At 44.8% G+C, this 24,472-nt stretch carries 12 protein-coding genes; 10 read left to right on the forward strand and 2 right to left on the reverse strand.

Annotation, left to right across the window (positions count from 1 at the left end; genetic code table 11):
- The 3 genes from WC496_09360 to WC496_09370 all read left to right on the forward strand — a co-directional run.
- The coding region (locus WC496_09360; GenBank protein MFA5293227.1) for a hypothetical protein at window positions 1–7,637 on the forward strand (7,637 nt) is incomplete at its 5' end.
- A 363-nt stretch (window positions 7,638–8,000) separates the two neighbouring features.
- Window positions 8,001–9,116, forward strand: coding sequence for a sn-glycerol-3-phosphate ABC transporter ATP-binding protein UgpC (gene ugpC, locus WC496_09365; GenBank protein MFA5293228.1), 1,116 nt, complete (start codon window positions 8,001–8,003; stop codon window positions 9,114–9,116).
- A 30-nt stretch (window positions 9,117–9,146) separates the two neighbouring features.
- Window positions 9,147–10,376, forward strand: a complete 1,230-nt coding sequence (locus WC496_09370; GenBank protein ID MFA5293229.1) for a hypothetical protein — start codon at window positions 9,147–9,149, stop codon at window positions 10,374–10,376.
- 8 nt (window positions 10,377–10,384) lie between these two features.
- Here WC496_09370 and WC496_09375 read toward each other — a convergent pair whose 3' ends face one another.
- A complete protein-coding gene (locus tag WC496_09375; GenBank protein MFA5293230.1) occupies window positions 10,385–11,719 on the reverse strand; it encodes an MFS transporter in 1,335 nt (444 codons plus the stop codon).
- Between the two features lie 369 nt (window positions 11,720–12,088).
- Here WC496_09375 and WC496_09380 point away from each other — a divergent pair, with 369 nt between their 5' ends.
- The 5 genes from WC496_09380 to WC496_09400 all read left to right on the forward strand — a co-directional run bounded on the left by WC496_09380 (window position 12,089) and on the right by WC496_09400 (window position 20,078).
- Window positions 12,089–12,724: a TetR/AcrR family transcriptional regulator gene (locus tag WC496_09380; protein ID MFA5293231.1), complete on the forward strand. Its 636-nt coding sequence runs from the start codon at window positions 12,089–12,091 to the stop codon at window positions 12,722–12,724.
- On the forward strand, window positions 12,717–14,111 hold the full coding sequence (locus WC496_09385) for a TolC family protein (protein ID MFA5293232.1): 1,395 nt from the start codon (window positions 12,717–12,719) through the stop codon (window positions 14,109–14,111). Before WC496_09380 ends, WC496_09385 begins: the two co-directional genes overlap by 8 nt.
- A complete protein-coding gene (locus tag WC496_09390; protein ID MFA5293233.1) occupies window positions 14,108–15,313 on the forward strand; it encodes an efflux RND transporter periplasmic adaptor subunit in 1,206 nt (401 codons plus the stop codon). The genes WC496_09385 and WC496_09390 overlap by 4 nt, the downstream gene beginning before the upstream one ends.
- The gene (locus WC496_09395; GenBank protein MFA5293234.1) at window positions 15,313–18,390 is read left to right on the forward strand and encodes an efflux RND transporter permease subunit; all 3,078 of its coding nucleotides are present in this window, start codon (window positions 15,313–15,315) and stop codon (window positions 18,388–18,390) included. Before WC496_09390 ends, WC496_09395 begins: the two co-directional genes overlap by 1 nt.
- Before the next feature lie 467 nt (window positions 18,391–18,857).
- On the forward strand, window positions 18,858–20,078 hold the full coding sequence (locus tag WC496_09400; protein MFA5293235.1) for a Gfo/Idh/MocA family oxidoreductase: 1,221 nt from the start codon (window positions 18,858–18,860) through the stop codon (window positions 20,076–20,078).
- On the opposite strand, the gene WC496_09405 is transcribed toward WC496_09400, so the two are convergent.
- Complete coding sequence (locus WC496_09405) at window positions 20,056–20,925, reverse strand: helix-turn-helix domain-containing protein (protein ID MFA5293236.1); 870 nt, start codon at window positions 20,923–20,925, stop codon at window positions 20,056–20,058. The genes WC496_09400 and WC496_09405 overlap by 23 nt on opposite strands.
- A 115-nt stretch (window positions 20,926–21,040) precedes the next feature.
- On the opposite strand from WC496_09405, the gene WC496_09410 reads away from it, so the two are divergent.
- Together WC496_09410 and WC496_09415 are read left to right on the forward strand one after the other, a co-directional pair.
- A complete protein-coding gene (locus WC496_09410; GenBank protein MFA5293237.1) occupies window positions 21,041–23,692 on the forward strand; it encodes an FAD-dependent oxidoreductase in 2,652 nt (883 codons plus the stop codon).
- Window positions 23,689–24,471 carry a 3-ketoacyl-ACP reductase gene (locus WC496_09415; GenBank protein ID MFA5293238.1) on the forward strand — a complete coding sequence of 261 codons (783 nt, stop codon included), beginning with the start codon at window positions 23,689–23,691 and terminating at the stop codon, window positions 24,469–24,471. Before WC496_09410 ends, WC496_09415 begins: the two co-directional genes overlap by 4 nt.
- Window position 24,472 lies beyond the last annotated feature (1 nt).

A 24,472-nucleotide genomic window follows, 5' to 3' on the forward strand; every position in this document is an offset into this window, starting at 1 on the left:
CGGCGGATGCCGAGTTTATAGCTTCTACAACCGGAGCCAATGCGAATATTACATTTGACCAGGCCGGCGGCGGCGATTTGACGGTAACATCTGCCACTACGGTCAATGGCGATATAGATATAAGTGTAGACAGCGGCGATTTGACGGCCACGCTGATAACGGCCGGAGACGATGGTAATATCCTGCTGGATACAACTACCAGCGGGAACATAAGGCTTGGCGCGGTTAATGCCGCGGCGGATGATGTTACGCTGGACAGCGTCGGCTCTATTCTGGATAACAATGCCGGGCTGAATAACATTACGGCGGCAGTTCTTAACATAACCGGCGCCACGACGATAGGCGCCTTTGACAGTGTTATCGATACAGACATAGACACATTGAATCTGTCGGGCGTTACCGGAGCGGCGTATTTCCTCGAGGCGGCCGGAATAGACCTTCTTGCGGTAAATACGGGTGGATATTTAAGTGTCCAGACGACGGCCGGGAACATAACGGCTACGAATGTTGACACTTCGGACGACGATGTATTACTGACATCTGCGGGCAATATAATAGTGGTTGATATTGCTGTTGACGGAGCGACAGTAACACTTGATGCCGATGGTTCGATAACGGCCCCCGGCGATGTTGCTGGAGTAACGGCCGGTACATTGACAATAACGGATGCGACATCTGTAGGCACCGGGACTGGCGCTGATGCCGGTTTTGACACGAATGTAGACACATTGAATATGAGTAATGTTGACGGCGCCAGTTATATAGTAGAGGATGACGGTATAACTCTCGGTGCTGTGAATGTGAATGGTCTTGTGAATGTCCAGGCGCTGCTTGGCGACATAGCGGCCACATCTGTAATAACCAGCGATGACGATGTTACGCTGACATCGACTGTGGGCGCGATAACGGTTGGCGTAATAAATGCCGGCGGCGGGACGGCGACCCTGACGGCAGCGACGACGATAAACGATGCATCTGCTGATGAAGAGACGGACATAACTGCGGCGAGCATTAATCTTGACGCAGTTGACGGGATAGGCGCCACACAGAAGCTCGAGTTGTCCGGCACGACTATAGATGCTGATACGACTGGAGCCGGCGCTGCGAGTATTATATTGAGCAACATTACAACCACGGCGGCTACACTTACCGGCTTTACGACGGTTGGCGATGAGGCGGTTATTACGTTCTCCCAGACCGGCGGCGGCGATTTGACGGTGACATCTGCCACTACTGCTGATGGCGATATAACGGTATCAGTGGATGACGGCGATTTGACGGCCACCGTGATAACGGCCGGCGACGATGGTAATGTTAATTTGAGCACTACGACCGGCGGCGATATAAAGCTTGGCGTAGTTACGGCGGCGGCGGACGATGTTACATTGACATCGGCCGGCGCTATAACGGATGAGAACGTCGGTACCAATAATATACTGGCCGATGTTCTTCACATCCTCGGCGCAACTACGGTAGGAACGGCGGGCGATTATATAGACACGACGATAACGACGCTTGAGATGAGCGGAGTAAGCGGAGCCAGTTTCATACAGGAAGTTGATACACTCGTATTGAATCCTGTTAACGTGGGCGGCGCGGTAACGATAGCGACTACGGCCGGGCCTATAACGGCGACGAGTGTAATAACCAGTGACGACGATGTTACCCTGACGGCTGCGACCGGTATTATAGTTGGCAGTATAGATGCTGACGGCGGTACGGTTGGCGATGGCGGTACGGTAACACTGACGGCTCAGAGCGGCACGATAGTGGACGCAGAGGCCGGCGAAGACACTAATATTGATATTCAGGCCGGTAATATAGTATTGAATGCAACAGGGACTATAGGCAGTGTAGCTGCAGGAGCCCTTGACACGCAGGTAACCAGTTCGCTGATAGAGGCGTATACGACCGGCGATGCGGCGCATATAGATTTGGACAATACATCGACGGCGGATGCCGAGTTTATAGCTTCTACAACCGGAGCCAATGCGAATATTACATTTGACCAGGCCGGCGGCGGCGATTTGACGGTAACATCTGCCACTACGGTCAATGGCGATATAGATATAAGTGTTGCTGTTGCTGATATGACAGTATTGACGATAACGGCCGGCGATGATGGCGATGTGTCTTTGGATACAACTACCAGCGGCGATATTCTGCTCGGCGTTGTAACGGCAGCAGGCGATTTGATAACTATCAATTCCGCCGGTGCAATAGATGATGATGAAGTCGGGTCAGGTTCAGATAGTACTATAGACCTGATAGCCAGTGAACTTAATCTTGATGCGGCTACAGGAATAGGAACAACTGAAGAAATCGAGACGGCTGCGACGACGATAGACGCGGATACGACAGGCAATGCTGCACATATAGATTTGGACAACTATCTTGCTACAACAACAACATTAACCGGCATCTCAACCTTAGGTACTAATGCAAATATTACGTTCGACCAGTTCGGTGTTGCCGGAACTACCGGAACATTGGTAGTAACAAGCGCGACAACTGTCAGCGGTAATATAGACATCAGTTCTGAGGGCGGAAATATCACGGCCGCTACCGTTACGGCAGGCGGTGCCGGTAATGTTTCGATAGATACCACAATCGCGGGTGATGTTACGGTAGGGACAACTGCTACGGCTGCGGATGGGTTTATAACGATAACTTCGGCAGGCGCGGTGACAAACAACGGGACGATAGGCACCGGTGCCGGTTATGACAATTACATAGAGATAACTGCTGCCGATGAGGTTACTAACAATGATACTATACAGACTATCGGTGGTGATAGTTATATAAAGATAACGGCTACCGATGGATTATTTAACACGGCCGGTTCGACTATATATACTAGTGGTAATGACAGTTACATAGAGATAACGTCTGCTGATGTGGTGACTAACGCTGGTGATATAGAGACCGCAGGTAATTACAGTTATATAGAGATAACAGCCACTGATGATGTAACTAATGCTGCCAGTGCAACGATAGAAACGAGCGGCCATGACAGTTGGATAACGATAGCGACAGACGGCAGTGTAACGAACAATTCGACGATAACCACTACCGGCGCTGAAGATAGCGACATAACGATAACGGCTGGTGAAGGTGCTGATGATGATGTCGAAATCGGCGTAGCTGCTAATGGAACGGTACAGGCAGATTACAGCGACATTACGATTACTGCCGGCGGCGATTTGCTGATTGGTAATGCCGGCAATGATATAGAAGGTTATATAACGACGGCCGAAGTCGGCGGCAACGGCGATATCAAGATAACCGTTGAGGGCAATGTGGTTATGGCGGATACCGATGATGATGACAGTATAGTAAATGCCGGCGGCTGGATACATATTGACCCTGTAGATGTAACGATAGATGGCGACGGTCTTGAGGCTGTTGAGTTTATAAAAATAGAAGCAACCGGCACTGTAACGAATAATGCGACGGTAACAACTACCGGCACTGACAGTTACGTAACAATAGATGCCGGCGATATAGTACAGGACGGCGATATTACTACGCCGGTCGGCAGTCTTGAGTATGTTACATTAAAGGCAACTGCCGGAGCGGTAGCTACCGGAACTATAACCGATACTACCGATGAAAATACAGATATTACTACGACAACGCTGAATATTACCGGCGCAACGGCGATAGGTACTGACGCCGGCGGTGACCCGACAGATTACGGCAATGATTGGCTGGATACGGATGTAACAACGCTGAATATCTCCGGTGTTGACGGCAGTACGTTTGTTCTGGAGAACGATGCTCAAGGTGATGATATCAGACTCGGAACTGTAGATATTGACCTTGCGGATGACGAAGACTTTGCTGTTTATGCACTTAGTCCGGCGATGATTACAGTACACTCGGTTGATGCGGCTGCCGGAACGACTACGCTATATGCGGCAGGAGGATTTATCAGAGATGCGGACAGTGATACGCTTACGGATATCGCTTCCGCTTCGATTTACCTTTATGGATATCGCGGTATTGGATTAGTAACTAATGCCCTCGAGACGTCAGCGACGACGATAGAGGCCTACACTGTGGAACCTGATCCTGATGCTGATATCTATATAGATAATGTTCTTAGTACGCCGGCATCTACTACTACCTTGACGGCTTCTACCGTGGGTGTAGGTGCGGATATTGTATTTAATCAGACCGGCGGCAGCGATTTGATAGCACAATCGGTAACGACAACTGGTGGCCATATAACCATAACTGTCGATGATGCCGATTTGACAGCGACAGTAGTAACGGCCGGTGGTGCTGGTTATGATGTTGCACTGACGACAACCGATAGCGGCGATATAAAGCTTGGTGTTGTTACCGCTGCAGACGATGAGGTAACTTTGACGGCTGCCGGTGCCATCACAGATGAAAATGGCGGCACTAACAACATTCTGGCTGATGTTCTCCATATAATGGAAGCAACGACGGTCGGAACAGTTACAGATTATATTGACACGACGATAACCACACTTACGATGGCGACAGGTGTAAGCGGTGCCAGTTACATACTGGAATCTGCCACACTGATAATGAACCCGGTTAATGTAAATGGCGCGGTAACGGTACAGACGACAGCCGGGTCTATAACAGCTACAAATATTGATACCAGCGATGACGATGTAACTCTGACTGCTGCGACAAGCATTGTTGTCGGCAACATCGATGTAGATGCCGGCACGGTCGGCAGCGGCGGCAAGGTTACGCTGATTGCCCAGAACGGCTCGATAACGGATGCTGAGGCCGGCGATGATGGAAATGTAGATATAGAAGCCGGTGATATAGTACTGAGAGCTACTGGAACCATTGGCGATCCCGATAGTTGGCTTGACACTCAGATTACCAGAGGCGACTCATCTTCTACGATAGAGGCATATACAACCGGCGATGATGCTACTATAGATATTTATAATACCTCGGTAGCGAATGATGAAGTTGCATTGATTACTTCGACTGCCGGTACAGATGCCCATATTACCTTCTATCAGGACGGCGGCGGCGATTTGACGGTCACATCGGCTACAACGGTCAGCGGCGATATTGATGTAACCGTTGACGAGGGCGATTTGACGGCGGTGGCGGTAACTGCCAGCACCAGCGCAGCGAATGATGGGGATGTGTATTTGTATACAACCGATGATAGTGTTAGTGGTATCCTTGGCGATATCCTTCTTGGTGTTGTGAAGGCAGAAGGCGATTATATAGAGATTGATTCGGTCGGTGCGATAGATGATGATGAGACAGGGTCAGGTGCAGATGATGTGATAGATTTGATAGCCAGTGAACTTAATCTTGATGCGGCAAGAGGCATCGGAACAACTGAAGCGATTGAGACGGCAGCGACGACGATAGACGCGGATACGACAGGCAATGCCGCTCATATAGATTTAGACAACTATCTGGCTACAGCGACTGAACTGACCAATTTCACAACCTTAGGCACTAACGCTAATATTACGTTTGACCAGTTCGGTGTTGCCGGAACAACCGGAACATTGACAGTAACAAGCGCGACAACTGTCAGCGGTAATATAGACATTAGTTCTGAGGGCGGGAATATCACGACCGTGACGATTACTGCTGGCGGTGCCGGCAATATATTAGTAGATACTACAATTGCAGGCAATATAACGGTTGGTACCCTGACAGCGACCGATGCGGGTACGACGACCATTACAGACGATACGGTATACATTAATTCGGCCGGTACGATTCTGGACGATGGCGTCAATACTACAAAGATTGTGGCTGACGCTACGGACCTGACGGCGGATGCCGGTATCGGAGTTGCGTCTGCAACAGGCCAGATTGACACCGATGTGGATTATCTGGCAGCTCAAACTGAGAACGGCGATATAATAATAACTGAGTCGGGAGCTAATGGTAGTGCCGATGAAGACCTTATATTGCGGGATGTAGAGGCTACGAACGGCAGCATTGTTCTCGAATGTACTTATGGCGGTATGACACATGAGGCCGGCAGTACTATCACGGCTGGTGCAAGTACTCTGACAATGATACAGGCAGAAACAATAGACCTGTCAATCTTTACATTTACCAATCAGAAAAACACACATCTTATGCTGTCCAGCACCGAGGGTTGGGTGTCGGTAATAGACCTGGCTTATGGTGTAACCTACACTGATGCCTATGGTATAACTCTTGGCGGTAAAAACGAAAATGCCGCAGACCAGTGGAAGTCCATACAGGCAAAAGCTTATGGCAATATCCTGCTTGAAGGTTCCGACCTTGTCAGAGACATAGTGCTTGGTGTCCATGCAGGCGGCAATCCGTTTGACGCAGCACATACTTTTGGTAGTGGAACAGTTGGTGTCCTGACTGCTACAAATGGTGGTGTGTCGGTTGTGAAATCGACTGCTGGTACAATATATACGTACGGCCATACCACACTCGATTATGTTACGATAAGCGGCTATTCCGATACGACAGGTTCCAATGAATATGGAGTTCTTCTGCCTTATATCGAAGCCGGCGAAGTCGCCAATCAGAGGGCAGCTATTGTACTTGTCAGTGAAACTGAAACCCTCGAATTGAGTTCGCATGCCACGTTGAACGCTGATGGAACATATGCAGCATACGGTTCTGGTACAGTTGACGACCGCGACGGCATCAACTTCTTGGATAACCTGTTATCGGAAAGTTCCGGCATGTTCCCGGGCGAGCCGTTTGATTTGGCAATTTACCTCAGCAGTTATCAGCCCGGACATGACACGGGTCTTTACAACCCAGTCTCTCAAACAGGCGAAAATGTAGTGATGAACGCATCGGTCTATACTCTCGCAGAAAATGCAGCGGTAGTTATCGATGCGTACGATACGATAACGTATGGAAGTACATTCAAAGCTTCTCCTGGATTTGTCGCAGGGGATGGACAGGTATTAGAGGTAAGTTCCAGAATTACCGAAACAATTCAAGACGCCTGGAACCTCGGCACAATACCAGAGCCGGATGTTGATTCGTTTGCAGACGGCCTGTTGCCTTCGTGGTTCGGTGGCGACCACTATGTGTTACGAGGCGGCGAGAAAGATGCCTGGGTACTCCAGTTTATCGACCCGGTTCCGATTCCGCCACCGGTATTCTATCTGCCAAAGGACCATAATGAAGTAATGGTAGATTGCAATGAGCTGAAGATATGGACGGCTAATGAACTTGGCTTGAAGGAAACTCAGGTTTATTTGATAGAAGATACTATTGCTCAGTCAACAGATGCAACACATGAACAACTGTGTGAAATGTGCGAAGCTCTTAACGAACTTGCAAAAACCCTGAGCGATGCTGATGGGACACGGCTTGCGGCCTTGAGCGACGTAGTTAACGAACTTGCTCCGGGTTCATCGTCCAAAGAGCTGACTTATGAACAAATGGTATTGATTGTGTCTGTCTTGTCCGAACATGCTGACGATGGTACTCGTTATGCCGTTGCCAGAGAATGGTTTGGCGCTATGTCCGCCTATGTAAATATTCTGAATAAAGAATTTGGCTGGTCAAGAGACAAAGCTATCGAATTCGCTATGCGTAAATATGCATCGAAACTGATGGTAAACAATCCGAGAGCTGCTACAGTTGTTTGGATGTATTTGGAGCAATAGTTTAAGTGCAGTAACGCTACGGGAGAACAACCTGCAGCGTATGAATAAACGCCGAAGATGGCGGATAATGGGAAACTTATAATTAAAATGCTACGTCTGAGAGGGCGTAGCATTTTTCTTTTTCCATCCTGTACAGTGTAAACAGGCAATCACATGGCAAGCTTCATTAGTCAGCGATGGCGTTACCACTGAACCGATTATACTCTCGCTGAAACAGGGCCAATTTCAGTGGAATAGACTATTGAAATGGTTGTTTTTTTTAATCCTTATGCTATAATAATTAAAGATTAAAACCTTAAAAACAAAGCGAATATCCGGATTGTTACTTTTAGCAGTTCCATATTAATATGTTAAGGTGATATTATGGCAAAAGTTTTTCTTAAAGATGTCAAAAAAATCTACGATAACGGCTTTGTAGCGGTCAAAGACGCCAATCTTGATATTATCGACAAAGAATTCATGGTAATAGTAGGGCCATCCGGCTGCGGTAAAACTACAACACTGCGAATGATAGCAGGGCTTGAAGAAATCACTGATGGAACTATTGCTATTGGCGATCGAGTTGTTAATGACGTTCCGCCTAAAGACCGGGATATCGCTATGGTTTTTCAAAACTATGCACTATATCCTCATATGACAGTATTTCAAAACCTGGCTTTTAGTCTGAAACTTCGCAAATATCCCAAGGCTGAAATAAAAAAGCGTGTCGCAGAAGCTGCGGAAATGCTCGATATAAGTAATCAGCTTGATAAAAAACCCAAAGCTCTTTCCGGCGGTCAGCGTCAGCGTGTCGCACTGGGACGAGCAATAGTTCGTAATCCGGCAGCATTTTTATTCGATGAGCCATTGAGCAATCTCGACGCGAAACTTCGTGTAACAACCCGCGTCGAATTAAAAGCATTACATCGCAGGCTCAATACTACCTCAATCTATGTAACACACGACCAGGCTGAAGCAATGACGCTCGGCGACAGGATATGTGTTATGTATAACGGGGAAATACAGCAGGTGGCACCGCCGATGGAAGTTTATGACAAGCCTGTCAACCGTTTTGTGGCCGGTTTTCTGGGTACTCCTCCGATGAATTTCTTTAACGGCAGGATTCGTGTCAAAGACGGCAAGGCGGCGTTTGTGATGAGTGACGGCGATGCAATTGTACTGAAAAGTGCCGGTGATAAATTTAAATCTTATGTTGACAAAGAAATGGTATTGGGCGTCAGGCCTGAGCATTTGACGGTCGAACCATTAGCAGGACAGACTGATAACGGCATCAAATCGAAAGTCAATATAATTGAACCGCTTGGCGACAGAAAAGATGTATACCTGGTCAGCGCATCAGGCCAAAAGTTCATTGCTAATCTTGACCCGCATACAGCTATAGATATTGACCATCAGGTTACTATGTATGTTGACATATCCAAAGCACACGTATTCGAGCCGGGTGAGACCGGAAGAAATGTAACGTTTGGTATGCGTTAAACCATTGACGCAGGAGAAGAAACGGTAAAAATGGAAGACAATGTCATTGCCAAACTTAGGGAGATATCGGAAAAATCAGGCATTGACATCAAAGGCGCAAAAGTCAGGCAGACCTCATCACGTTTCTGCTTTGGTGTTGAACACGGGGATTATAACGGAACGGAACTGTTCGGCGTCGGCACAGACAGATTTATATGGTTTGCCTATAAACCCAACGGAAGCAATCGAACAAGAATTTACAGTGGCAATTTTCCACAGGCCGGTGTAATTGAATTTCAGCATAATAATATACCCGCTCCGCGAACCCCTGAGATTTCCAATACGTGGGCAAGATTTCCTTATGGCGTGGATTATATACTTCATAAACGGGGATTTGATTTAAAAACCGGAATTGATGGAGTTATTTACGGCAATATTCCCGGCGGAGGAATGTCTCGAAGCGCTTCTTTGACACTGAATTTGCTGCTTTCAATTCTTGATGTAAACCAAATAAAGATTGATAACCCGTTTGATATAGTCAGTATGGCACAGACCGTAGAGAATGAGTATATAGGTTCGCCTTGCGGGCAACTGGATCAAATAATGATATTGTTCGCCAAAGAGGGAATGGGAACATATTTCAATCCGAAAAAGCAAAGCATAAACTATATCCCACTTGGCTCCGGCAGCGAGGAATTGAGGCTCGTGGTGATGGATACAGGCACAGACAGGCCGGGGCTTGATAAATCAACTTATAAGATAAGACGGGCCGAATGCGAAGCGTTTGTCGAATTAATCAAAAGAGCAGGCTTTGGGATAACCTGCCTTGCTGATGTGAGAGAAGAAAAGATGTATCAGCAGATTCTTGATAAGTTTACCGGTTCAAATCCGGACTATTGCGACAGGCTGAAGTATATCTATAAGGCACAAAAAAGATTTTATAAATTATTAGATGCATGGAAAGCCGGTGATATTAAGACCATAGGTTCAATATTTCGAGAAGATGGGATAGGACTGAGAGATGAATATAAAATTTCCGGTCCTGAACTTGAAGCTATGTGCGATATTGCTCGAACAGTTCCGGGGGTATTGGGGGAAAGAATGCTCGGCGGCGGCGATAAAGGAGCATCCGGGGCTATTGTTATGGCAAATAGCGTTGATAAACTAAAAGCTGCTGTTGCGGCAGAATATCCGAGGCTTTATCCTGAATTTTCAAAAAAATATGCCGTTCATATCTGTAAAATGGTAAACGGTGTAGAAGTTTACGAGGATATATTTTAATCCCAGTTTCAATCCTTTGTATGCGCGGAAAATTGTGCTGCAGTGCTGAGACCTGCGGCAATTTCCGGAATAATTCCTTTGCGGACATATATCGGGTGCATCTGCTGCCGAATAGCTGGAAGCTTTTTGGCGAAAATAATCATTATTACAATAGTCAAAATTCCGCTTATCAGTAAAGTATGAGGTGTGCCGATATAATGGGCTGAGATTCCCGCCAACAGACTGCCGAAAGGTGATATGCCTATAAATGACATTACATGAAGACTTAATACCCGACCCCGCATATTATCGTCAACTAAAGATTGAATAATCGTATTAACGGAGGCCATCTGCACCATTAATCCAAATCCCGGCATGGCAATCAGTAAAAGCGACAGCCATAGATTTGTCGAAAACGAAAAACCAATAACACCTGCTGCGAAAACGCCTGCAGCGATAACAACGACAGTGTCGAGGCCATGTACGGATTTTCGCCTTGCAAGAAATAAGGCCCCGATGAAAGCGCCGATTCCGGTTGACCACAAAAGTAAACCATAAGTTTGTGGTCCTCCATGAAGTATGCTTTTGGCGAAAACGGGCATTAAAATACCATACGGCATTGCAACAAGACTCATTCCTGCCGTATATAAAAGAATAGACCGTATAGGCATAAAATTAAACGAATAAGACAGTCCATCTTTAATGCCGGCAAGCATTGCACCGTTGTGTTTTGCTTCACCTGAGCGGGGCAGTCTCATAGCGATAAGGGACCAAATAACAGCTATGAAACTTACCGCATTAATAAAGAAACAAGATGCTTCACCGACTCTGGCTATCAAAAAGCCTGCTACCATAGGGCCGATTTGTCTCGCAATATTAAAGATGAGTGAATTAAGAGCGATAGCATTCGGCAAATCGTTCTTATCGTCAACCATTTCCACTACAAAAGCCTGCCGCGTCGGCATATCGAACGCATTAACTATCCCAAGAAAAATAGAAAGCAGGATAACCCGAGTTGTTGTTACGGTATGCGTTGCGACAATAAGCGCAAGCATAAAAGCCTGAAACATCGCAAGGATTTGAGTTATGATTATAATTTTTCGACGCGGCCAGCGATCGGCAAAATCCCCGCCAATGAGCGAACCCAATAAAATGGGAATCTGGCCACAAAAAGAAACAAGTCCGAGATAAAATTCTGAGCCGGTAAGTCTGTACACCAGCCATCCAATTGCCGCCATCTGCATCCAGGTGCCAATAACCGATACACCCTGACCCGCAAAAAAGAGTCTGTAATTTCTATGCTTTAAGGCTCGCAGCATTAACCTTAAATTGCTCTTTTGCTGCGAACCGTTGTTATTTATCATTTTTTATCCTAATCCGAGGTAAATAGAAGAACATGTCTTATTAATGATACCATTTGAAAACCCAGGAAATTATAGCACAATTATAACAAACACGACAAGTACAAACCGCCACGGACATACCCGCTGTGATTGATTAATACTTGAAAGGGTAATTTAATATCACGACTTCCACTTTTTTATCGGACGATTTCTAATAAAAACTTACAAAACCCTTATCAATAATGAGTTAGCGTTAATTGACAGGGGTATAATGACGATGTATTCAAAAGAACAGATATCTCTTGACTTTATATGAATTGTTATTCATAATATGAATAGTAGTTCTTTTGTGTTAATATGGTCAAGATGGAAAATTTAGGAGTCATAATTATGGACAATATGACACTTACGAGAAAAGAAAAAGAAAAAATCAGGCATAGGCGCGAAATCCTAAAGGCATCGCTGAAACTATTCTCAGAGAAGGGTTTCCATAATGTTTCGATGCAGGATATTGCTGCCCAGGCTGAGTTTGGAGTAGGAACTCTGTATAATTTTTTCCAGAGCAAAGAACAGCTTTTCGCTGAATTGTCAAATGACTGTGCGGAAAAAATATATCAGATACTTTGGCCGTTTCTCGATGCTGAAGGACGGGAAGATGTGAAAGTCAGAACCTTTATAAAATTACACGGTAAACTTGTTGAAGAAAATATTGAATTTATAAAACTGTATGTTTCGGAACGCGGGCATTTGACAGTGTCGCGTAATAGCGGATATGAGCAGGCCGACAAGGTTAAGATACTTATTCGCGAAAAACTGGAAGACATAATTAATGCAGGGATTCAGAATAAAATTTTCCGCGATGTAGATGCCCTGATTGCATCGCTCTCTATTGTGGCTGCAATCCAGTCACTTGTTTTTGAATATTCAGAAGATTTTACAAAAGCAAAAATGGAACAGGGATTGGCGAAAATCGAACATTTATTTGTTGATTCGCTATTGCTAACGGAGAATCGTAGTAATGGTTAATAAAATAAAAAATATACCATTTGTTATGCTTCTGTTTTTAGCTTGTTTTGCAGGCTGCAGCAGTTTTGACGGCAGGGCGGTCAGAGAAAAGCATACGAAAGACTACCAGCGTGATTTGGCTGCGGAGACAAATGACATATTGTCTAAAAAAACAGTTTTTGACCTTAACGACTGCGTCCGAACCGCACTGGAAAATGGCCTGCAGGTGAAAGCGGCACAAATTCAGCAGCGAATTGCGACCCTTGAGCGGAAAATATCTTTTTCCAATTTTCTTCCTGTCATAAACCTTTCTTATGATTCCACAAGATGGAACCGGCAGCCAATGGTGAAGACAGGCACAACTACAATGGCTACGCATGACCAGACGATAAAAAATATTACATGGCAGATGGAGATGTCTATATTCGACCCGTCAACATGGTTTTTATATGCGATGCACAAGAGGGGCGAAGAGGTCGCTCGATTAGTCACAAAATATACCGAACAAATGACTGTGCTGGAAGTTACGGTCGATTATTATCATTGCTTAACATTACAGCAGGCTCAGCAGGCCATGCAAAGTCAACTCAATGCGGCCGACGAACTTGAAAAAGAAATCGGTGAGCTTTTCAAGGAAGGACTGGTTACGCAATGGCAGTATGAACAGGCTCAGTTAGTCGTTCTGTTACGCCGAACAGAACTAAGCCGAATAAAATACGCGATAAAACAAGCCCAGGCTGATTTGCTTGTTTCGATGGGGCTGTCGCCTTTGACGGATATCTCATTGGAAATTAAAGAATCGCTGCAGGCGCCGGCCGAACCACTGGAAGACCTCGTATGCAGGGCGCTGCTCGAAAATCCGCAGCTTCATATTGCCGACCTTCAAATTGCCATTGCGGAAGAGAAAATTAAAATTGCCCTGGCGGCATTTCTGCCGAGACTGACAATTTTCGCGAACCGAACAAATACCTCCGACTCTTATCAGCTTTATCAGAATTCATTGACATATGGTCTGGCAGGGACTTTCGCGATATTTAACGGGTTCGCAAATATCAACGAATATAAAGCGGCCAAAGAAAGAAAAAAGGGCGCATTTGTCGATAGAGAGCAGCAAACTCTCACTTTGATACTCCAGGTTTATAAGGCGTATCTAAATCTTGAAAACGCAAAAGAAGAAACACTGCTTGCTCAGAAATCTTTTGACACGGCGTCAAAACATCTTGATGAAGTAAATGAAAAGTGGAAAGAAGGACTGGTTCAAAGCTCGGAAATGCTCAGCATAATGGCTGAAAAAGATAATGCGCAAATGGAATTAATGAACAGTAATTTTAATTTACAGGTTTGTATCGCCACGCTTCAGAATGTGATGGGAACTGCGGAAGTACCGAGTAAGGAAAAACAAAAATGAAAAATATCACCATTAAACAAATAATCGGCCTTGTCATACTGATTGCTGCTACAGTGCTGGTTACCCTGTATTTTGCAAAAAAGATTATTAATCCTGTGCCGATACAGGCACAAACACAGGATATCGAACAAAAAACTCCTGTAGTTGCGACTGTAATAAAAACAAGAACGTTTGAAAGATTAGTCAAGGTGCAGGGGAATCTCGAATCCAAAAATTTTGCAGTGGTGTCACCGCGAATCGAAGGAACCATCGAACAATTTTTCGTCGATGAAGGGAATACTGTCGTCGCAAACGAGAGCAAACTATTCAGGACGGATTCGATAAGACTTCAACAAGCTGTCGAAATCCAGAAACGTTTACTTACAGTGGCCAAGTCGGCTAAACAACAGGCTACCGCAAATCTTGAAAAAACTCAGGCTGATTTCAACAAGGCCGAACTTGATTATAATCGGTTCAAAAGACTATATGAGAAGAAGGTTGTTACCGCTGATGTTTTTGAACAGCAGCAGTCACGATATAAACAGCTTAAAGCCGCGGTCAAATCGGTAAAAGCCAGTGTTGACCTGGCGGAAGCGAATATAGAAAAAACAAAGGCGGATATCGCCATATCGGAAAAGAATCTCGAAGATACGGTTATATACGCACCTATAAGCGGGGAAATAAGCCGTCGATTTAAAGAATCCGGAGAGATGGGAAAGCCAGGCGAACCCGCTCTACGTATCGATGACCCGAATTTAATTGAAGTAAGTGCTTACATACCTGCGCAATACTATGCAGAGGTTACTGCCGGCCAGACTAAAATGCAGGTCAATGTTTCCGGTCAAAACATGGGCGAACATGAAGTATATTATAAAAGTCCCACGATAAATCCGAAACTGCGAACCTTTGAAGTTAAATGTATCCTTGAAAACCCTGCGCAAACTATCGCGGCAGGTACAATGGCTGAAATCAGCGTAATTCTCGAAACCAAAAAAGGATTGGCAGTTCCGACAGAAGCTATTATGAGCCGAGATAATCAATTTATCGTCTTTATCGTCAGCGGAGAAAAAGCGCATAAAGTTCCGATTGAAAAAGGCATTGAAAACGACGGCTGGACAGAAGTTACAAGCAGTGAACTCAACGAGCAAAGTACGGTTGTAACGATGGGGCAAAATATGCTCGATGAGGGTAAAATGGTTTCAGTTCAGAGGGGGAATGAATAATGTTTCTTTCTGACGCTTCCATAAGAAGACCCATTGCGATAAGCTGTTTGATTATAGGCTTGTCGCTGCTTGGCTTTAATGCCTATCGCAAGATGGGTCTGGAACTCATGCCCAAGATAGATGTCCCATTTATCACGATAACAACAGTTTATCCCGGGGCAAGTCCGGAACAAATTGAAACAGATGTCGCCAAAAGAATTGAGGACCAGGTTGTTACCATCGATGGTCTTAAACATGTCAGCTCTTCCTGTATGGAAAACGTCTGCCAGACTATGCTTGAATTTGACCTTAAGGTAAATGTTGATATCGCAGCGACAGATGTACGCGAAAAACTCGATTTGATTAAAGCGGATTTCCCCGAAGATGTCGAGGACCCGAAAATTCTGAAGTTCGATATTAACGCACAGCCTATAGTTTATCTGGCGCTTACAGGCGAATCGCCGCTTGATGAATTATATGATTATGCGGACAATGAATTGAGAGACAGGCTGACTGTTATATCAGGTGTAGCAGATGCAGAACTTGTCGGCGGAAATATACGACAGGTGCATATTGTTCTCGATAGAGACAGACTTGCTGCAAAAGGCTTGTCGAGTCTTGATATTATTAAAGCCGTCAGAGAAGGCATAAAATTAATCCCGTCCGGACGTATTCAGGAAAACGGTATCGAATACGATGTTAAAGTTGACGCTGATTACTATAACATAGCTGACATCGAATCACTGCAAATAACCGGCGAAAACGGACAACGCTGTTATGTCAAAGATGTCGGAAAAGTTGAAATGAGCACAAAGGAAGTGCGTCAAAAAGCCTTTGTCGATGGAAAGCCGGCTATATATATAAAAATTATTAAAAAAGCCGAGGCGAATGCTGTCAGAGTTGTCGACCAGGTCAGAGCGGCAATTGATAAACTCAACAAGGAACTGCCGGGCGGAATGAAAATTGTCTGGTTTAACGATGATGGTAGTTTTATCAAGGCGACTATTAAAAGTACCTGGACTGATATATTGCAGGGCATAGTTCTCACTGCTCTGATTCTGTTCTTTTTCCTTTATAATATCCGTTCAACATTTATTATCGCCGTAACAATGCCGCTTACCATAATTATCGGTTTGTTTTTTATTCAGTTTCTCGGATATACGCTTAATATCTCAACTCTGCTTGCGATAGGTTTGTCTATCGGTATTCTGGTTACCAATTCAATTGTTGTTATGGAGGCTATTGTTGACAGACTTAACAAAACAAAAGATCCCAAAGAAGCCGCAAGGCTGGGAACTGCAGAGGTTCTTATTGCTGTTGCCGCAAGCGCGGGCACAAATGTTGTTGTGCTTTTCCCAATCGCGATGATGGGCAGCAGAATCGGACTTTTTATGAAGCCGCTGGCTTTGACGATGCTCATTATGAATGTCGTTTCTCTGTTCATATCATTTACACTGACTCCGCTGCTTTGTTCCATAATTCTCAAGCCTGCCCAGCCGGACAAGAAAACTATCCTTATGAAAATGGAAGGCGGCTTTAACCGTTTCCTGGATGGGGTAACTGGAACCTATAGAAGACTGCTGACATTTAATGAAAACCATCGGCCTATGGCAATTATTATTGTTTTAGCAACGATAGTTATGTTCGTTTATTCTTTAAAACTTGCAAAAAAAGTTGGTTTCGGCTTTTTCCAGAATCCGGATCGCGGTCAGGTATATGTCAAACTTGAGTATCCGACAAGATACGACCTGAACCTGACAGTAAAACGCGTTAATGAGGTTGAACAAAGATTAAAAGACCTGCCCGAACTGAAACATGTTCTAACAGCCATAGGCAGAGTCGAAGGCAGAATCGGCCAGGCATCAGAAGGCGTTTATCTTTCGCAACTGCTGCTTAAATTTTCCGAACGAACAGAACGCCAAATGACAATCAGGCAGCTTATGGAATTAACAAGGCAAAGACTGTCGGACTATCCGGAATGTATTATCACAGTTACGCAGGCCTCTATTGTCGGCGGACAGTCGCAGGATATAGAACTCGAAATTTCAGGGCCGGAACTTGCCGAACTCGATAAACTGGCGCTGATGGCAAAAGAAATGGCGGATTCTGATAAAGGCTATCTCGATACAGACACAACGGTTCGGCCCGGCAAACCGGAATTGAGAGTTCTGCCCAAAAGAGCCGCTCTTTACGATCTTGGTTTTGCTGCGACAAGTCTCGGTACCGCCCTTAGAGCCAATATCGAAGGAATCGAATGCGGCACATTTAAAAAGAACGCTCGAAATTATGACATCGTTGTTAAATTTGATAAAAAACAGGGGAAAGAACAAGTCGGACAATTTATGTTTCCCGGCGATGCGGGAAAACCGTTGATATTGGCCAGTCTTGGCGATATTCAGCAAAAAATCGCTCCTATTCAAATTACCAGAAAAGATAAGCAGCGTATTTCCAAACTGCTGGCGAGTCCTGCTGCTACAAAACCGCTTGGCGTTGCGGTTGCCGAACTTGGTAAGCAACTTGACGAGAGTGGGAAATTGCCTCCCGGCTATAGTTATTATTTCGGAGGTACAGCCGAGATGATGGGTGAAGCAGTAATCGCGTTTGGAGAAGCCGGCATTATCGCAATATTGCTGTGCTACCTTACGATAGCGGCTATACTCGAATCGTTCAAGCAGCCGTGGCTGATTCTCGTAACACTGCCGCTGGGACTTATCGGAACTATCTGTGCATTGGCACTTACCGGCGAAAGTATGTCAATGTTCGTTATGATGGGAATGGTTATGATGATTGGTATTGTCGTTAACATAGCCATTTTGATTATGGACCAGTTCAACGTTCATGTTAAAGAAGGAGTTCCAATTCACAAAGCGATGATTAGCGCAGCCTGCGAAAGATTCAGACCGGTAGCAATGGTTACTCTTGCCGCGGTTCTTGGTATGCTGCCGCTGGCGATAGGAAGAGGAATAGGCTCTGAGATGCGAAATGGTGTTGGTATAGCATCTGTAGGCGGCCTGCTTGTCTCCGGTATTCTAACGCTTGTTGTAATGCCTATACTTTATGATTTATTCACTCGAAAGAACAATAAAACGAAGACATAAGTCATTTCATTCGATTAGAGAATATCCCGTATCAATTAATGGCCTCATCCAAAGTTTCCACTTTCTATTGGTGATATGCCGAATCCTGAATTGCTGTTCAAATTATGATACTTAATTCATGTTGTACTCATTAAAAGTCAAAATAATCTTTATTGTTTTTAGACATAATTTGTATTTGTAACATATTTTTTTTGCAGCAGTTATGCCATTTTTCACCGCATATTTACAAAAAAAACAAGGGTTTTAAGCAGGAATATTAATCGACATCAGATGTAGGCAATACATTAAAAACTAATGTATTAAAGTATCTGTTTGTAGTTTGTGTTAACTCCGGTTATACTATAGAGTTCTATTAAAAGGGCGATAGATTTGTCGTGTGGACAAGAATATATTTAAAGTGTGGCGTATAAGAACCAGATAGAGGGGATTAAAGTGAGAACTGGACTTGATTTTTAACGGAGTATTTCATGATTAAGTTGGCGATGATAGGCGCAGGCGGATATGCGTACAATTTGATTAAGTGGATATGGGAGATACCAGACAAGATAGAATTGGTTGCTGTTACAAGTAATCCGAAGAGAAATGCCATTGGAAGAACCGCTTGTCAGGAAAAGGATATTCCGATTTACGATGATGTCGACCAACTGATCGCAAATGTTAAAGGGGTAGCGGATGTAATATATATTCCAACGCCGATTAATACGCATTTTAATCTAACCAAAAAGTGCATAGACGCAGGTTTTGATGTTTTTCTCGAAAAACCTCCTGTGGCCATCATACAAGAGCTGGACGAATTGACAAAATATGTAACTAAAAAGGGCAAAAGAATTCCTGTTGCATTTCAATATCTTTATTCGCCGATTGTACAGGAGTTGAAAAAGCGAATTGTCCAGGGCCGTTACGGTCAGGTAAGGCGGGTAAGAGGCATGGCAGGCTGGCCGAGATTCGATACATATTATACTCGCAGTGATTGGGCGGGTAAACTTCATATAAATGGCGAATGGATTCTTGATGGAACGATTAATAATCCGCTCGCTCATATGCTGGCCGACGAATTATACCTTGCTTCCAACAAGCCGGGCGCAATGGCAGAGCCTGTAAGTGTTCAGGCAGAGCTTTATCATGGCCATGACATTGAAAGCGAAGACACCAGCAGCCTGAGAGTTATAACAGATAATGGTGTTGAAGTGCTGTTTAACACTTCGCTTTGTTCCGATGCGAAAACGGACACATCTGTTGTTATTGAGTGCGAAAAAGCGAAGATAGAATATAGTGCTTTCTGCAAAGCGACTATAACATCGGCAAATGGCGAAATTGACGCAATAGATGACCCCAGTGAAAAACGTGTTCATATGCTCACAAAACTGGCCCAGTGTTATGAGAGCCGAGAGCCTTATCCTGTAAGTCTTGAGACCTGCAGGCCGTTTACGCTGGTTGTAAATGGAGCGTTCGAGTCCTGTGGGGGATACCCGCATTCGATTGACAAGGAATATCTGATATATTCCGAACACAGCGAACCTAAAGGCGATACTATTAAGACGACGATAAAAGATATAGACCGTGTTTTGAAAGATGCTCATGAAAACGGCAAACTGTTTTCTGAAGTGGGCGCAAAGTGGGCGAAAAAGTCGACAAAATTCGATTTAAAAGGTTATAAAAAATTTCCTACAGTTGCCCGTTTTGATTGATGTCGGTTTGTTTTTCAACGCTGGTTTTAAATCGTATGGGGGACGATTTGTATATTCCCTTGAATGCCCGATAGAAAGTGGATAAATCCTCGTAACCTACTTCAAACGCGACAGCGGCTGCCGACATATTGGTTTGTTTCAGGAGCTGGGCGGCCTTTTTGCATCTTACGGAATTTAGAAATTTTATAAAACTTATGCCGGTCAGGTTTCTGCACAGATTAGTAAATTGTCTCTGCGATACTTTCCCCAATCTTGCGGCATCTGCAAGGCTGTACTGCTCGTGACAGTTTTGGGAGATGAAATCGATTACGGATTTTACTCTTTCGCTGCTGCCGGGAGGATTTGAAGAAATTTTTTGTTTACTTCGCTTCAATATCGCCCTGTAAATTTGCAGGATCGCAAGACTGAGGTTTTGCGTTATTGATAGTTTATATCCCGGCGGTTTTGTGTTTTGTTCATAGAGCATCTGCCGCAGGTATCTTTTTATATTTTCAGAATAATATAAAGGCAGAATAAAAGGCTCGGCCGACTCCAAAAGGTAATCAACAATATGTTTGTTTAATCCAGTTTTTTGTATATCGAAATAAACCGAAAGTATTGTCATTTGTTTTCTTGGTTTGTCTGATAATTTATGACTCTTGTCTTTTGGGAGGATTATTACCGAATTTGATTCAACGCTGAAACTTTTATCATCAAATTCCAGCACACCCTGACCGTAAACGACAAATAATATACTTGGATTGTCGTGTTTATGGGCGATATTGACCGAAGCAAGACGTTTTTGCCTGCTTTCAATCAGTACGCCGTAATCAGGTAAATTGGTTTTTGTGCTATTTTCATTTATCATAACTTCTTATTATACATATAGTTTTGTGGAAATCAAGCTTAAATTGCCTGAAACGCAAATCACTAAATGCCGTATTCGCATAGACATATATTTGAGTAATACTTAGACTATTATTATGAATACTTGGAAATACAGACTTACAGATATTGCGCAGTTCAAATCTTTATGCAGTCAGATAGACTGTCGCATTGATGCGATAGAGGATGTTTCGATTCTCGCTCAGCCGGTAAGGGCCGGTGGGCTGTTTATTCCCAATTCTCTTTCTGTTCACCCGATGGAAGGTGCTGACGGCGATTCGTATGGCAGGCCGGGGCCGCTGACTTTCAGAAGATATAAAAGATTCGCCTCAGGCGGAGCCGGTTTGTTGTGGGCAGAGGCAATCGCGGTTACTTCTGAAGGCAGAGCGAATCCGAGGCAGCTTTGGCTCAACGAAGACAGCAAAGATGCGTTCGCTCAAATGGTAAAAATGATGCGGGACTCGGCAAGAGAAAGTATTGGCAGTGAACATAAACCTGTCATTGTCGCCCAGCTTACTCATTCCGGAAGATACAGCAAACCTGAAGGCATCGCAAAGCCGCTTATTCCTCAGCGTGACCCTTATCGTGATTCGCTTGTTCCAGAACCGGACCCTACTGCTAATAAGCAAAGCAGGGTAACCGATGATTGCATAGTTACGGATGAATATCTCGATAATCTTATTGCCGGTTATGTAAAAGCCGCCAAACTCGCATTCGAGGCTGGGTTCAATGCGGTTGATATAAAATCCTGTCACGGCTATTTGATAAACGAACTTTTGGCGAGCAGGAACAGGAAGGGCAAATACGGCGGCTCATTTGAAAACCGAACGGGCTTTTTGCTCGAAGTAATTGACAGGATTCATTCTGAATTGGGCGATGATAAACAAGTCGCTGTAAGGCTCGGATTTTATGACGCGATACCATTTCCATTCGGCTGGGGCGTGAACGAAAAGGATTATACAAAGCCGGATTTAACGGAACCTAAGAAATTGCTTACATTGCTGAGCGGCCGCGGCGTAAAGATGATAAACTTTACAATCGCCAATCCGTATTATAATCCGCACGTCGGCAGACCGTTCAATCAGCCTATCAAAGGCGCTTATGATGAACCTGAGCATCCGTTGAAAGGTGTCGAAAGGCTGATTAATCTCGCAGGTGAAATTCAAAGCCAGTTTCCTGATGTCACGATTGTCGGAACAGGCTACAGCTGGCTGCGGCAGATTATGGGGAATGTCGCGGCGGCGAGTAAAAAAGCCGGCAAGTCTAAAATCATCGGTGCCGGACGAATGGCTTTTGCGTATCCTGATTTCGCAAAAGATATTCTGACAAAAGGCAAACTCGATAAAAGTAAAGTTTGCATAGGCTGCAGCGGGTGTACTCAATTAATGCGAGACGGACAAACTGCCGGCTGTGTAATCCGCGATAGTAAAATTTACGGCCCGATATTCAGGCACGGCAGAATGAGCGACAAAGCTAATCTGCAAAGACTTGCGCAAAGCTGTCTGCAATGCGAGGAACCGACCTGTCAGCTTGCCTGTCCCGCGGGAATTGATATACCTTTGTTCATCAAACAATTTCTCGACGGCGACGAAAAGGGCGCATACCAGACAATCCGCAAATCGAATATTCTGCCGGAGATTTGTGCGTGGCTGTGTCCCGTTGAACAGCAATGCCAGGGCGGCTGCCTGCAAAAATTTATCGGTGACAGCGCTTTGCCGATAGCCGATATTCAAAGATATCTTGCCGAGCAGGCCAATAAAAACGGCTGGTCGAAAATAAAAGTCCCGGTGGAATTTACCGGCAAAAATATCGCGATAATCGGTGCAGGACCTGCGGGCCTTTCCGCCGCAGCGGTACTTCTCGAATCCGGGCATAAAGTAACAATTTTCGACAAGGCGAAAGATTTAGGCGGAATGATTGAATCAGTCATACCTTCTGAGCGACAGGGCAGTGCCTTAAAAAATGAAATTGCCGCTGTATTTAAAGATGTTCCGCAATCACGAATGGAACTGCGATTGAATACGGAGATAAACGAAAATTTCAACCTTGATAATATTATGGTCCAGAGTTTCGATGCTGCATTTATAGGATTTGGTTTGCCGAAAGGTATAAGCTCATCGAATGAAAAACTTAAAGGCCTGTATGACGCACTGGAATTTTTAAATATGGCAAAACAGTCGGCTGGGCCGGATATTGCTGGTAAACGTGTTGCGGTCATCGGCGGCGGAAACACGGCAATGGACGCGGCAATAACAGCAAAACAGCTTGGCGCCGAAGATGTCTATGTAATTTATCGCAGGTCTTTCGAGCAAATGCCGGCGTGGACTGCGGAGCGTGACAGGGCTATAGAGCAGGGTGTTAATTTTCTTATTCTTACGCATCAGCTCGGCTATGAATCGGAGAATGGCAGGCTTACGGGTGTTAAGGTTTGCCCGGTAAAACTTGCTGAGCCGGATAAATCTGGCAGACGCAGGCCGGTACCTGATGAAAAGAATGCTTATAAGCTTAGTATGGATATAGTTGCCGAATCGATAGGTCAGACTTCAGCGGAGTTTATCGACAGGTTTCTGCCGGGCGTTGAAATCGACAACGGCCTTATCAAAACAATGCCCAATAGTTTTGTGACAAGCCGTGAAAATGTTTTTGTCGGCGGCGATTTAATTAGAGGCGCATCAACTGTTGTCGCTGCCGTTGCGGATGGTATGAAAGCGGCAATGGAAATAAATGAATATTTGAGAGGTAAAAAATGAGCGAAAAACCTGCGGCCATAGTAACCGGAGCAAGCAGAGGGATTGGCAAAGCAGTTGCCAAAGAGCTTGCGGAATTAGGTTTTAATATCGTAATAAACTATTTCGATTTCAAAGACGGCAAACCCGATGATTCTGCTGCTCTGCAAACCGCTGAAGCAATAAAGGGCTGTCAGATAGTGCGAGGCGATATAAGTAAAGCCGACGACAGGAAAAAACTTGTCGAATTCACAAAGGCCAAATTCGGCCGATGCGATATGCTTGTCAATAATGCAGGCGTTGCTCCGGCAAAGAGAACTGATATTCTCGAAGCATCCGAAGAAAGCTATGACAGGGTTATGAATGTCAATCTTAAAGGGCCGTATTTTCTTACTCAGCTCGCTGCCAACTGGATGATTGAGCAGAGGAAGCAATTTCCCGACAGGAAATTTCGGATTGTTAATACCGCGTCTATGTCATCATATACGAGCAGCCCTGCAAGAGGGGAATATTGTTTAAGCAAGGCAGGCGTCAGTATGATGACGATGCTTTACGCAGACAGACTTGCGGAATTCGGTATCGGTGTTTTCGAGATTCGGCCCGGCATAATAATGACGGATATGACAAGCGTTGTTAAGGAAAAATATGACAAGCTGATAGCCGAAGGTATTACGCCTATAAAACGCTGGGGTCAGCCTGAAGACATAGCAAAAGCGGTCGGTGCAATTGCCGAAGGGCGATTGGATTTTTCAACCGGACAGGTAATAAATGTTGACGGTGGGTTCCATTTGAGAAGATTATAAG

The organism is Phycisphaerae bacterium (assembly GCA_041652575.1).
Taxonomy (GTDB): Bacteria; Planctomycetota; Phycisphaerae; order Sedimentisphaerales; family UBA12454; genus UBA12454.

Coding starts and splice junctions, on each gene's coding strand:
- ugpC (MFA5293228.1), top strand. CDS start 8,001: ATGGCAAAAGTTTTTCTTAAAGATGTCAAAAAAATCTACGATAACGGC.
- WC496_09370 (MFA5293229.1), top strand. CDS start 9,147: ATGGAAGACAATGTCATTGCCAAACTTAGGGAGATATCGGAAAAATCA.
- WC496_09375 (MFA5293230.1), bottom strand. CDS start 11,719: ATGATAAATAACAACGGTTCGCAGCAAAAGAGCAATTTAAGGTTAATG.
- WC496_09380 (MFA5293231.1), top strand. CDS start 12,089: ATGGACAATATGACACTTACGAGAAAAGAAAAAGAAAAAATCAGGCAT.
- WC496_09385 (MFA5293232.1), top strand. CDS start 12,717: ATGGTTAATAAAATAAAAAATATACCATTTGTTATGCTTCTGTTTTTA.
- WC496_09390 (MFA5293233.1), top strand. CDS start 14,108: ATGAAAAATATCACCATTAAACAAATAATCGGCCTTGTCATACTGATT.
- WC496_09395 (MFA5293234.1), top strand. CDS start 15,313: ATGTTTCTTTCTGACGCTTCCATAAGAAGACCCATTGCGATAAGCTGT.
- WC496_09400 (MFA5293235.1), top strand. CDS start 18,858: ATGATTAAGTTGGCGATGATAGGCGCAGGCGGATATGCGTACAATTTG.
- WC496_09405 (MFA5293236.1), bottom strand. CDS start 20,925: ATGATAAATGAAAATAGCACAAAAACCAATTTACCTGATTACGGCGTA.
- WC496_09410 (MFA5293237.1), top strand. CDS start 21,041: ATGAATACTTGGAAATACAGACTTACAGATATTGCGCAGTTCAAATCT.
- WC496_09415 (MFA5293238.1), top strand. CDS start 23,689: ATGAGCGAAAAACCTGCGGCCATAGTAACCGGAGCAAGCAGAGGGATT.